The sequence below is a fragment of the Micromonospora sp. NPDC049139 genome, assembly GCF_055586845.1.
This window is the reverse complement of record NZ_JBVJHK010000007.1, coordinates 103,741-115,871: the sequence shown is the minus strand read 5'-3', so window position 1 is coordinate 115,871 and position 12,131 is coordinate 103,741. Positions and strand designations below refer to the sequence as shown.

Annotated in this window: 11 protein-coding genes and 1 pseudogene; 2 read left to right on the top strand and 10 right to left on the bottom strand. The window is 72.8% G+C overall.

The genetic code is table 11. The annotated features are described in order from the left end of the window. Window positions 1-46 precede the first annotated feature (46 nt). A complete protein-coding gene (locus ACZ6Q9_RS15495) occupies window positions 47-712 on the bottom strand; it encodes a GNAT family N-acetyltransferase (protein ID WP_357450258.1) in 666 nt (221 codons plus the stop codon). A gap of 292 nt (window positions 713-1,004) precedes the next feature. Here ACZ6Q9_RS15495 and ACZ6Q9_RS15490 point away from each other — a divergent pair, with 292 nt between their 5' ends. Both ACZ6Q9_RS15490 and ACZ6Q9_RS15485 read left to right on the top strand, forming a co-directional pair. Then, window positions 1,005-2,318, top strand: coding sequence for an aminotransferase-like domain-containing protein (locus ACZ6Q9_RS15490; RefSeq protein ID WP_393457649.1), 1,314 nt, complete (start codon window positions 1,005-1,007; stop codon window positions 2,316-2,318). Window positions 2,319-2,325: 7 nt separating this feature from the next. After that, window positions 2,326-3,324 (top strand): D-alanine--D-alanine ligase family protein, encoded by a 999-nt coding sequence (locus ACZ6Q9_RS15485; protein WP_393259532.1) that lies wholly within the window; start codon window positions 2,326-2,328, stop codon window positions 3,322-3,324. 91 nt (window positions 3,325-3,415) lie between these two features. Here the strand turns inward: ACZ6Q9_RS15485 and ACZ6Q9_RS15480 are convergent. The 9 genes and pseudogenes from ACZ6Q9_RS15480 to rpmH form a co-directional block, all read right to left on the bottom strand. Beyond that, a pseudogene (locus tag ACZ6Q9_RS15480) lies at window positions 3,416-4,126 on the bottom strand (hypothetical protein); the annotation flags it as partial. A gap of 1,628 nt (window positions 4,127-5,754) precedes the next feature. Beyond that, on the bottom strand, window positions 5,755-6,777 hold the full coding sequence (locus ACZ6Q9_RS15475) for a ParB/RepB/Spo0J family partition protein (RefSeq protein WP_393457643.1): 1,023 nt from the start codon (window positions 6,775-6,777) through the stop codon (window positions 5,755-5,757). A 27-nt stretch (window positions 6,778-6,804) separates the two neighbouring features. Continuing rightward, the gene (locus tag ACZ6Q9_RS15470) at window positions 6,805-8,124 is read right to left on the bottom strand and encodes a ParA family protein (protein WP_393457640.1); all 1,320 of its coding nucleotides are present in this window, start codon (window positions 8,122-8,124) and stop codon (window positions 6,805-6,807) included. Between the two features lie 283 nt (window positions 8,125-8,407). Next, entirely contained in the window at window positions 8,408-9,292 is an 885-nt protein-coding gene (rsmG, locus tag ACZ6Q9_RS15465; RefSeq protein WP_396829210.1) for a 16S rRNA (guanine(527)-N(7))-methyltransferase RsmG, read from the bottom strand. A gap of 4 nt (window positions 9,293-9,296) precedes the next feature. After that, window positions 9,297-9,887, bottom strand: coding sequence for a Jag family protein (locus ACZ6Q9_RS15460; RefSeq protein ID WP_393457637.1), 591 nt, complete (start codon window positions 9,885-9,887; stop codon window positions 9,297-9,299). Between the two features lie 215 nt (window positions 9,888-10,102). Further along, a complete protein-coding gene (yidC, locus tag ACZ6Q9_RS15455) occupies window positions 10,103-11,092 on the bottom strand; it encodes a membrane protein insertase YidC (protein ID WP_393457634.1) in 990 nt (329 codons plus the stop codon). Between the two features lie 3 nt (window positions 11,093-11,095). Beyond that, entirely contained in the window at window positions 11,096-11,335 is a 240-nt protein-coding gene (gene yidD, locus ACZ6Q9_RS15450; protein WP_393259541.1) for a membrane protein insertion efficiency factor YidD, read from the bottom strand. 44 nt (window positions 11,336-11,379) lie between these two features. Then, window positions 11,380-11,796: a ribonuclease P protein component gene (rnpA, locus tag ACZ6Q9_RS15445; protein ID WP_393259542.1), complete on the bottom strand. Its 417-nt coding sequence runs from the start codon at window positions 11,794-11,796 to the stop codon at window positions 11,380-11,382. 36 nt (window positions 11,797-11,832) lie between these two features. Then, the gene (gene rpmH, locus ACZ6Q9_RS15440; protein WP_091100492.1) at window positions 11,833-11,970 is read right to left on the bottom strand and encodes a 50S ribosomal protein L34; all 138 of its coding nucleotides are present in this window, start codon (window positions 11,968-11,970) and stop codon (window positions 11,833-11,835) included. Window positions 11,971-12,131 lie beyond the last annotated feature (161 nt).

Sequence of the window (12,131 nt, the reverse complement as noted above, 5' to 3'; positions counted from 1 at the left end):
GGCAGCGGCCCGATGGTGTCGTGGACCGGGTGGGCGGTCGGCGTGGTCAGCCGGCGGTGGAGCGGGTGGCGGGGGCCGGGCGGACCGGGCGGAGCAGCGTCTCGGGGCTCATCGAGCCGAGCAGCTTCTCCAGCGCGTACTCGACGTCGGACTTCCAGCTCAGGGCCGTGCGCAGCTCCAGCCGGAGGCGGGGGAAGCGCGGGTGCGGGCGGACCGTCTTGAAGCCCACGGAGAGGAAGAAGTCGGCCGGGGCGACGCAGGTGCCGGCCGGGTCCGCCGCGTCACCGAACTTCGCGTCGCCGAACGCCTCGATCGCCTTGATGCCGCGCTTGGTGAGATCCCGGGCGACCCCCTGGACCAGCATCCGGCCCAGCCCGCCACCGGCGAAGGCGGGCACCACGTTGGCCGTCATCAGCAGCGCCGCGTCGGCCGAGACCGGGGAGGTGGGGAACGCCATCGAGCGGGGCACGTAGGCCGGCGGGGCGTACAGGACGTAGCCGGCCGGCATGCCGTCGACGTAGACGAGCTTGCCGCAGGACCCCCACTCCAGCAGCGTCTGCGAGACCCATGCCTCCTTCTCCAGCCCCGGGTCGCCCGCGGCGCAGGCCCGGTCCGCCGAAACCGGGTCAAGCTCCCAGTAGACGCACTGCCGGCACGGACGGGGCACGTCCTCCAGGGTGTCGAGGGTCAAGCTGACCAGACGTCGCGACATTGGCGCATCCCCACATTAGGCTCGGAGGTGAGACCGGCACGGAACGACAACGCCGCCTTCCTGCCCCCGACGAGCGATCGTACGCCGGTTCCGGACGCCACGGGAGGGGACGCACGAATGACCACCTCCGGGAGGGCCACCGGTGGTCCGCGATGTGGACGCTGGTCACGTCGTAGCGGCCTTCCTGGCAGGGGCGACTAGGATCGACACCCGGCGTCCCGCGTCGCCATGGTCGCCGGTGTCCCGGGTACGCCGGGGCGGGATCCACCCGAGCAGCCATCGAGGTGATGTCATGACCGGCACGACGCTCGACGACTACACCGACCGGTACGCCCGCCGTGTGCGGGGCATGACCGCCTCGGAGATCCGCGCGCTCTTCGCGGTGGCCAGCCGGCCGGAGGTGGTCTCGCTCGCCGGCGGCGCTCCCTACATCGCGGCGCTGCCACTCGACGCCGTCGGTGAGATGCTCGGCCGGCTCGGCGCCGAGCACGGTGTCACCACCCTCCAGTACGGCATCGGTCAGGGCACCCTGGAGCTGCGCGAGCGGATCTGCGAGGTGATGGCGCTCTCCGGCATCGACGCCGCCTGCGGCGCCTCCCCGGAGGACGTGGTCGTCACCGTCGGTGGGCAGCAGGCGCTCGACCTGGTGGCCCGGCTCTTCCTCGACCCGGGTGACGTGGTGCTCGCCGAGGGCCCGACCTACGTCGGCGCGCTCGGGGTGTTCCAGGCCGCCCAGGCGCAGGTGGTGCACGTGCCGATGGACGACGACGGGCTGGTCCCGGAGGCGCTGGAGGCGGCCATCGCCGAGCAGGCGCGCGCCGGCCGCCGGGTGAAGTTCCTCTACACCATCCCCACCTACCAGAACCCGACCGGCGTGACGCTCACCGAGGAGCGGCGGGAACGGGTGCTCGACATCTGCGAGCGCGCCGGCCTCCTGGTGGTCGAGGACGACCCGTACGGTCAGCTGGGCTTCGAGGGGGACGCGCCCGCGCCGCTGCGCGCGCGGCGCCGCGACGGGGTCTTCTACCTCAGCACCTTCTCCAAGACCTTCGCCCCGGGCCTGCGGGTGGGCTGGATCCTGGCGCCGCACGCCGTCCGCGACAAGCTGGTGATCGCCAGCGAGGCGCAGATCCTCTGCCCCAGCGGTTACGCACAGGCCGCCGTCTCCACCTACCTCGGCACCATGCCCTGGCGGGAGCAGCTCAAGGTCTACCGCGAGGTCTACCGGGAACGGCGCGACGCGATGCTCGCCGCGCTGGAGGACCTGATGCCGGCGGGCACCACCTGGACGACGCCGGGCGGCGGCCTCTTCGTCTGGGCGACCCTCCCCGACGGCCTCGACTCGAAGGCGATGATGCCGCGGGCCATCGCCGCGCGTGTGGCGTACGTGCCGGGCACCGGCTTCTACGCCGACGGCACGGGTAGCGGCAACATGCGGCTCAACTTCTCCTTCCCGCCCCCGGAGCGGATCCGCGAGGGTGTGCGCCGGCTGGCCGGCGTCATGGAGCAGGACATCGCCATGCGGCGGGTGTTCGGCGCGGTCGGCCGCCCCGGATCGCGGCGGGGGCAGGCCGGCTCGGACACGCCGGGTCCCGACTTGGCATGATTCCGGCATGGCTCCCACCGCTGCCGACCGTTCCGTCGTGACCGACTCCGCCGTCACCGCCGACCTGCGGGTGCTGGTGCTCGCCGGCGGGCTCTCCTACGAACGTGACGTCTCGCTCCGGTCCGGCCGCCGGGTGCTCGACGCGCTGCGCGCCGTCGGGATGGAGGCCGAGCTGCGGGACGCCGACGTGACCCTGTTGCCGGCCCTGACCGTCGACCCGCCGGACGCCGTCGTCATCGCCCTGCACGGCGCGACCGGCGAGGACGGCTCGCTGCGCGGCGTGCTCGACCTCTGCGGTGTCCCGTACGTGGGGTGCGACGCCCGCGCGTCCCGGCTCGCCTGGGACAAGCCGTCGGCCAAGGCGGTGCTCCGCGAGGCGGGCATCCCCACCCCGGACTGGGTCGCCCTCCCGCACGACCGCTTCTCGGAGCTGGGCGCGGTGGCGGTGCTGGACCGCATCGTCGACCGGCTGGGGCTGCCGCTCATGGTGAAGCCCGCCCAGGGCGGTTCGGGGCTGGGCGCCGCCGTCGTCCGGGACGCCGCGTCCCTCCCGGCCGCGATGGTCGGCTGCTTCGCGTACGACCAGACGGCGCTGGTCGAGCGGTACGTGCCCGGCATGGACGTGGCGGTCTCCGTGGTCGACCTGGGCGACGGGCCACAGGCCCTGCCTGCGGTGGAGATCGTGCCCCGCAACGGGGTGTACGACTACGCCGCCCGCTACACCGCCGGCCGGACGACGTGGCACACGCCGGCGCGACTGGCGCCGGAGGTGGCCGGTGCGGTCGCCGACGTCGCGCTGGCCGCCCACACCGCGCTCGGCCTGCGCGACCTCAGCCGCGTCGACCTGATCGTGGACTCGGCGGGGCAGCCGCACGTGCTGGAGGTCAACGTCTCGCCGGGGATGACCGAGACCTCCCTGCTGCCGCTCGCCGTGCAGGCCGCCGGTCTGGACTTCGGCAAGATGATCGGGACGCTGGTCGCGCGCGCCGCGACGCGCCGGGCCTGACCGTCCGTTCCTTCCGCCGGCACGGGCGGCCACCCCGCGACCTCGGGTGGCCGCCCGTGCCGCGTCAGTCGTCGGACTGCCTGCCCTCCGGAGCGGCGGCGTCGGCCTCCCGGCTGTCGGCCGCCGGGACGTACGCCTCCTCGGCGGACTCGATCACGGACACCGCCTCGCCGGTGGTGGCGTCGTCCCGAGGCGAGGGCTGCCCGGTGAAGCTGGACGGGGCCTGCCACTGGATGCGCGACGGCTCGGCCAGGGTCCGCCCCCCGAACTCCGCGAGCCAGGCCGCGACCAGGGCGAGATTCTCTCGCCACTGTGCCTCGGAGATGGGCGGCAGGATCGAGTCCCACAGGGAGAGAAAGGTCCCGCGGAGCTGGAGTCGACCGTAGGGCCGGGCGAGGAACCACATGTGCAGGTGCGCCGAGCCGTCGCCCCAGCGGTTGACGTGCACCCTCGCGACCCCGTCCAGGGACCGGATCGCCCGTTCCAGGCGTACGGTCATCACTCCCAGCTCGGCGGCGAGCAGGTTCGGCAGGTCGCCGAGGTCCAGATGCGAGCGGGATTCCAGGATCAGCACCATCGGCAGCCCCGTGGGGCGGTCCATGGCGCGCACCCGCCAGCGCTCGCCCACCCAGATGTAGGCGTCGTCGGGGGCGTTGCAGGCCGTGCATTCCCGGTGCCCCTCGCCCTTGCGGGGCGGTTCGACCGGGACCGGATCATCGAGTTGCTTGACGCGGAGGTCGCCCTCGAAGGGGAAGGACGGCCACTGGGCGAAGTCCGGGACTGAGGGAGGGGTGTCGCGCACGACGCTGACACTAACCGCTTCCGGCACCGGTGTCCCTACCCGAAAGAGCCGACGGCGGCTCTGTGCCGGCAGCCGCGAGAGGGCCACCCAAGGGGCTTGTCCACAGCTATCCACAGGGTGCTGAGACCCGGAACACACCCCGTCATCCACAGGCCAGCAACGGGTTTCACGCGGGGTTTCACGTGAAACGAGGCCCGGCTGTGGATAACTGGTGTGGATAACTTTCGGCCCCGATCCGCACCGTCCGGGTGCCACGAGAGGGCAGCCGTTTCACGTGAAACGCCGGCCGCCCCGGGGACGTCGCGCGAGCCTTCGCGCACTCGGTCGTCGACCCTCTCCGCGCCGTCAACGCCATCCGCCGTTCCGGTCGACGCCGTTCCGGTCGACGCCGTACGGGTCGACGCCGTACGGGTCGACGTCCCGCCCGACGCCGTCCCGCTCGGCTTCATCAGCTCGTCGGCGGGGCCAGTGCGCCGGGCCGGAGCGGGAAGCCGGGCGGCCAGCGTCGGAGCCGCAGGCTGGATGGGGCCACGCTCCGGGAGCCGGGAGCCGGGAGCCGGGAGCCGGGGTCGGGTCGCCCGGGGTCGGGGTCCGGGTGGGGAAGCTGGACTCCTCCAATCGCTGCCGGAGCCGGCCCGGGAAGCAGGTGTCGCGGGCTCCAGAGGTGGGCCAGGCGCGGAGGCGGGGGCCGCACAGGCCGATGCCAGGCAACGGAGCTTGGGGCCGCACAGGCCGATGCCGGGCACCATAGACAGGGGCCATACGCCGAAGGCAAGGCTGGACAGGCCGGGCTGCACAGGCCGGGCTGCACAGGCCGGGCTGGACAGGCCGGGCTGCACAGGCCGGGCTGCACAGGCCGGGGTCAGGTGCCGAAATATGGCAGCCAGGCACTGGTCGGGAATCAAGGGGCCCGGCGGGGCGGGGACAAGGCGTGGGCGGAACCGACGGCCGGGAGCCGGGGCCAAGTGCCGAGACCCGGACCGGGAGGGGGCGGCGGTGCCATGAGGCAGCTTCCGAAGGGCGGCGGAGGACGGGCGTGGCCCAGCCTCACCGGCCCACCTCCCTTGAAAAACGGCGCGGGCGCGGCCACCTGTTCGCTGCACCGTTTCACGTGAAACCGCACAGCCCGAGATTCGGCAGCCTCGGTGGCAGCGCAACTCCCGCCTTCCAGGTTCAAGGTTCGTGGAGCCGGTGCGCGCAGGTTCACGAGCCACACCCACCAGCACCGGACGTGTCAGTGACCGAAGGGAGACCGCCGCCCCGCCACCAGCGTCCACGACCGCAAGCCGCCTGGCGGGCTTCCCCGGTTTCACGTGAAACCGGGGAGCCACCGCTACCACCAACGTCCACACCCCTGATCCAGGCAGGGGCCACTTGGGGGGCGGACGGAAACGCCTCCTGCTGCCCCACAGCGCCGGAAGCGCGAGCGAGCAGGGTCCGGGTAGGGCGGGCCCACCTCAGGCTCCTGGCGCTCGAATGAGGGGGCACCCCGGCACGGTCGGTGGCGTTGGTTACGCCGCGCCGCCGGAGGCGCCGGCAGGGTAGGCGTACCGCCGCGGGTGGACGCCACCGTCGGACATGGAACGGCCGCGTGGCCCGGTGGGGTCACGCGGCCGGCGGTCGGAGGGTCAGCCCTCCGGCTCCTCCTCCTGGCCGACGCCGATGAGGCCGACGATCCGCTCCAGGTCGTCGACCGTCGCGAACTCGATTGTGATCTTGCCCTTGCTCCGGCCGATGTCCACCTTGACGCGGGTGTCGAACCGGTCGGAGAGCCGGTCGGCCAGATCCGTCAACGCGGGCGCGTGCGGCTTGGGCCGGCGCTTGGCCGTCTCCTTCTTGCCGGCGCTGTCGTCGCTCACCGCCAGCATCACGATCTCCTCGGTCGCGCGGACCGAGAGCCCTTCGGCGACGATCCGTTTGGCCAACTGCTCCTGCGCCGTCGGGTCGTCGAGGCTCAGCAGCGCCCGGGCGTGGCCGGCGGAGAGCACGCCGGCGGCGACCCGATTCTGCACCGGCGCCGGGAGGTTGAGCAGCCGGATGGTGTTCGAGATCTGTGGGCGGCTCCGGCCGATCCGCTGGGCGAGTTCCTCGTGGGTGGCGCCGAACTCCTCCAGCAACTGCTGGTACGCGGCGGCCTCCTCCAGCGGGTTCAGGTTGGCCCGATGGATGTTCTCCAGCAGCGCGTCCCGGAGCATGGCGTCGTCCCGGGTGTCCCGGACGATGGCGGGGATACTCTCCCGCCCGACCGCCTGCGCGGCCCGCCAGCGCCGCTCGCCCATGACGAGTTCGTACTTCTCGTCGTCGAGCTGACGTACGACGATCGGCTGGAGGAAGCCGACCTCCTGGATCGAGGTCTTCAGTTCCTCCAGAGCTGCCTCGTCGAAAATGTGCCGGGGCTGCTTCGGGTTCGGCACGATCATGTCGACCGGGATCTCGGCGAACCGGGCGCCCGGGACCGGGCTGAGCGCGGGCTCGGGCTGCGCCGCGACGGGCGGACTGACCGGCGATGGCGTCGTCTCGGCAGGCGTGCCGACAGCATCGCTGGCGGGTGCCGCCGGCTCAGCCGTGGCGGGGTCGGCGGTCGGCGCCGGTCCGGTCGGGATGAGGGCCCCCAGGCCCCGCCCCAGACCGCCCCGAGGACGGTTCTTCATGCCACGCCTCCCAGCGACTGTTCCGCACTACGCATTCCGGCTCACCGACTCCCTGACGCCACGCTCGGCGATCTCCTGGGCGGCCTCGAAGTAGCTCGTCGCCCCCCGCGATCCCGGATCGTAGGTCATCACGGACTGGCCGTAGCTCGGTGCCTCGGAGACGCGGACGTTGCGCGGGATGACCGCCTGGAGCACCTTGTCGCCGAAGTGGTTCCGGACGTCCTGCTCGACCGCGTCGGCCAGCCGCGTACGCCGGTCGTACATGGTGAGCAGGATCGTGGAGACCTCGAGCTTCGGATTGAGGTGCTGCCGAACCAGGTTGATGTTGTTGATCAGCTGGTTCAGCCCCTCCAGCGCGTAGTACTCGCACTGGATCGGGATGAGTACCTCCTGCGCGGCGACGAGCGCGTTGACCGTGAGCAGGCCGAGCGACGGCGGGCAGTCGATGAAGACGTAGTCGAAGTGGCCCGGGTAGGCCGCGATGGCCCGGGCCAGCCGGGACTCGCGGGCGACCACCGACACCAGCTCGATCTCCGCGCCGGCCAGGTCGATCGTGGCCGGTACGCACCAGAGGTTGGGGATGCCCTCGACCCCCTGGGCGACCTCCTCCAGCGGCACGCTGTTGATGAGGCAGTCGTAGACGTCCGGCACCCCGGTGTGGTGCGGGACGTTGAGCCCGGTGGAGGCGTTGCCCTGCGGGTCCAGGTCGACCACCAGCACCCGGTTACCGTGCAGGGCGAGCGCCACCGCCAGGTTGACCGTGGTCGTGGTCTTCCCCACGCCGCCCTTCTGGTTCGCGACGCACATGACCCGGGTCCGCTCCGGCCGAGGCATCGTCACCTCGCCACTAGGATTCAGGATCTGCACGGCGCGCATCGCCTCCATAGCCAACGGTGGGTCATCCTCTTCGCGCGTCGGGGTTTCACGTGAAACGTACGCGGCCTCGGTCGCGGCGGGCCCGTAGGCGGCGGCCGGGGACGCGGGCGTGTCCGTGACGGGTACGGGTTCGGGGGCGGCGTCCGGCACCGCATCCGGGGTCGGCTGCTGTGGCACGGCCGCCTCGAACCGCGCCGAGGCCGAGGGGTTGCGGCGGATGGGGATCACCCGACCGCCGGCGGAGTTGCCCGGGCGCGGCAGCCCGTCGGAGGCCGGGCGGGCGGCCGGCAGCTCCGGCCCGGCCGGGTCGGCGGTGTCCCGTTGGACGATCGGATCGCAGTCCGGCGGTCGGGTCGACGAACCGTGGAACGGCCCGTCGGGCGACCAGCTCGGGTAGTCGGTTTCACGTGAAACCGGATCGCCCGCTGATCCGGTCACGCGTGGATCGTCGTACCTGCCGTCGTCATGCACCTGTCATCCCTGCCCGCTTCGGATGGTCGGTCCGCACCCCGTCAACCGGCCGCACGTGGTGCTCGCACCGCGGAGCGTGCGGCCGGCGGGAGCGGTCGGGATCCGGTGAACGTCCGTTGCCGCCCGCTCCACACTATCGACGCGCGGCCAGCCTACGGCTCACGGGCGCAGCCGGTCCACGTCGGGTTCTCATCCCTTCCGTCCACCCGTACCGGTTCAACGAAGCAACCGCCGCCCGGGACGCCGGTGGGGCACCCGCTCGGGCGTCGCCTCCCACGTGGAGTCAGCGTCGACGGGACCGCCCGCCGCGCGACCTCTTCGGCGCCTTGGGCCGGACCGGCCTCACCACCCGCTCCCGCACGATCTCCACCACGGTCGTCGGCGGGTCGATGATTCCTTCGCCGCAGCGGTGCATCTCGGGCTCCCCGCCGCCCAGCCGCGCCACCGTCTCCGCGTGCTCGGCGATCTCGTCGGCCGCCGACGCGCCCTTGAGAGCGATGAGCCGACCGCCGGGAACGGCAAGCGGCAGGCACCACGTCGACAGCCGGTCCAGCGGGGCGACGGCGCGCGCGGTGACCACGTCCCCGCTCAGCGGGCCCACCCCGGTCGACCCGGTCGCCGCCTCGTCGGCCCGGCCCCGGAACACCCGGACCGTCTTCGCCAAGCCGAGTTGCTGCACCGCCTCGATGAGGAAGGAGGTGCGCCGGGCGAGGGGCTCGATCAGGGTCACCGTCAGGTCCGGCCGCGCGATCGCGAGCACCAGACCGGGCAGTCCCGCCCCGGAGCCGACATCGAGCACCGCCGAGCCCTCCGGGATCCGCTCGGCCACCGCCGCGCAGTTGAGTAGGTGCCGGTCCCAGATCCGGGGGGCCTCGCGCGGCCCGATCAGGCCGCGGACCACGCCGTCGGTGACCAGCAGCTCGGCGTACGCGGCGGCCAGGTCGATCCGGTCGCCGAAAAGGGTGCGTGCCGCACCGGCCAGCTCGGGCGGCAGCACCGCGTCGGCCGGCGACGGGGCACGGCCGTCGGCCGGCGACGGGGCACCGCCATCGGCCGCCGACGCGGCGGCGTCGGAAGGCACGGGCGAGTCGGCCCGGACAGGCGACGGCCCGGGCGGCGTGCCACCCGGGCCGGCCGCGGCACCGGCCGCGGTGTCGTCGTGAGCCACCCGGTCAGTCCGCCGGCCGGACGATGATGCGCCGGTTCGGCTCGACACCCTCGGACTCGCTCTCCACGCCGCTCATCGCGTTGACCACGTCGTGCACGCACTTGCGCTCGAATGCGGACATCGGCTCCAGGCGCACGGGCTCGCCGTGCTCCTTGACCTTCTCGACGGCGTTCTTGGCGACTGCGGCTAGCTCCTTGCGGCGGTTCGCCCGGTAGCCGCCGACGTCGAGCAGCAGTCGGCTCGGCGTGCCGGTCTGCCGGAAGACGGCAAGCCGGGCGAGCTCCTGGAGCGCCTCCAGGGTGGCACCGCGCTGGCCGACCAGGTTCTGCAGCCGACCGCCGACCACCTCGACGACCGGACGGCCGCCGGAGACCAGCTCGTCGATGTCGCCGTCGTAGTCGAGGATGTCGAGCAGGCCCTCGACGTAGTCGGCCGCGATCTCGCTCTGCCGGAACAGTTCGCTCTCGCCGGCGGGCTTCTTCTCCTTGGTGGCCGGCTCCTCGTCGGCCTCCTCGGTCTCGCCGTTCACCGCGGTCGGCTCGGTTCCCTCCTCGTCCAGGGACTGGTCGGCGCGGGGGGTGCTGGTCTCGGTCACGGTCTCATCTCCGTACTCGCTCGGCCGGACCGTCGGGTCCGCTGGTTTCCCGGGGCCGACGGGAGGTCGCCGGTGCCCACGGGCACGTCTGTCGTACGGGCAGTGTCGCCCGTGACCGCGCCGCGCGCGGCGGGTTCCGCCCGGCGCCGGCCGTACGGCGGCTGCACGGTGCGGAACGGGCCGCCGCCGGTCTCCCGACGGCGGCCCGGAGGTCCTCAGCCCTGCCGCTTGGCGGGGCGGCCCTTCTTGGGGTTGGCCGGCTTGGCGCCCGGCTTGGGGCCGGCGACCTTCGGCGCGGCCGGCTTGGCCGGGGCCTGGGGGGCCGGCTTGGCGCGGCCCAGCAGGCCGGTCTTGGCCGGCTGCACCGGGTTGCGGGTCGAGGTGCCCGGCTTGCCGGTGGTGGCGCTCGGCGGCGGCGGGAACTTGCGCAGCACCCACTGCTGCTGCGCCAGGGTGGAGAGGTTGTTGGTGACCCAGTAGATGATCACGCCGATGGGGAAGATGGCACCGGAGACGAGCAGCGACGCCGGGATGCCGTAGAGCATCAGCTTCTGGATCATCCGCTGCTGCGGATCCTCGGCCCAGCCGGTCTTGAGGATCATCTGGCGGCTGGTGAGGTAGGTCGTGCCCATCATCAACAAGACCAGGATGCCGGCGATGACCTTGACGGTGGTGCCGTTGGCGTTCAGCGCCGCCAGCTCGTCGGCCGTCGAGCCGAACTTGCCGGCGATCGGTGCGGTGAAGAGCTTCGCGGCCGAGGCGCTCTCGAACTGGCCGACCGTCCAGCCGTAGAGGGTCTTGCCGCTCTCACTCTTCCCCGGATCGAGTCGGCGGAGCACGTGGAACAGGCCGAGGAAGACCGGGATCTGGAGGACCATCGGAAGGCAGCCCATGAGCGGGTTGGCCTTTTCCTTCCGGTAGAGCTCCATCATCTCCTTCTGGAGCGTCTCCCGGTCACCCTTGTGCTTCTCCTGCAGCGCCTTCACCTGCGGCTGGAGCGCCTGCATCGCCCGCTGCGACTTGATCTGCTTGACGAAGACCGGGAAGAGGATCACCCGAACGGTGACCACCAGGAAGACGATGGCGAGGATCCAGGCCCAGTTCGTGCCGAGCGCCGCCGTGTCCGGCACCCCGATGGCCTCCCAGGCCCCATGCCAGGCCAGCAGGATCCACGAAATCGCGTAGTAGATCCAGTCGAGACTCAATTCTCAGGCTCCAGTCACATCGGCACGGCGGCGTCCGCCCGGCTCCGGCACCGGGTCGTGTCCACCTGGGTGGAAGGGGTGGCAGCGCAACAGCCGCCGGACCGTCAGGCCAGCTCCCCGGACAGCGCCGTGCCGGGCCACCGCCTCCAGGGCGTAGGCGCTGCACGACGGGTAGAACCGACAGCGGGCCGGCAGAGCCGGACTTATCCACCGACGGTACGCGACGATCGGCCCGCTCAGCACCCGGGCACCGATCGTCGCAGGCCGTGGCGCGGCCGGCCCGGCGGTCACCGCGACCGCCGTCCGCGGGGCGCCCGCGCGGCGGCGATCGCCGCGTCCAGGTCGGCGCCCAGTCTCGGGTACGCCGCCTCGGCTGCGGCCGGCAGCGCGCGGACGACCAGGGTGCTCCCAGGGGGCAGTTCCGTCAGCCGCTCGCGGACCAGGTGCCGCAGGCGACGGCGGACCCGGTTGCGGACGACCGCGTTGCCCACTGCCTTGGACACGACGAAGCCGGCGCGGGCCGGCGCGGAGGGTTGCTCCGCACCGCTGCTCCGCGCCGGCTCCGGCGAGGTTGCTGTCGCGGCGTCAGGGGTCGCCGGCAGGCTCAGGTGGACGACGATCGCGCCACGGCCGGCGCGGCGGCCACCCCGGACCGCTGCGGCGAAGTCAGTGCTGCGCCGCAGTCGCTGTGCGGCCGCCAGCACGACTGCCCACGTCCCCCGGACCTGACCCGGTCGGCCTCAGGCCGACAGGCGGGCGCGGCCCTTGGAGCGACGGGTCGAGATGATGGCGCGGCCGGCACGGGTGCGCATGCGCAGCCGGAAGCCGTGGGTCTTCGCGCGCCGGCGGGTGTTCGGCTGGTAGGTGCGCTTGCTCACGTCAGGCTCTCCGTTTTCGTACGCCCGGGCGAGGGGTCGCCGGGGTCGTGTGGTGGTCCAGGCCACCTCGGCGGTGGCCCCCGATCGGTGCTGCCCGGCGATGCGGGACCTCGGCGATGCGGGGAAGCGACCGCGGACAGCAAGCACCCATCACCCTAGCA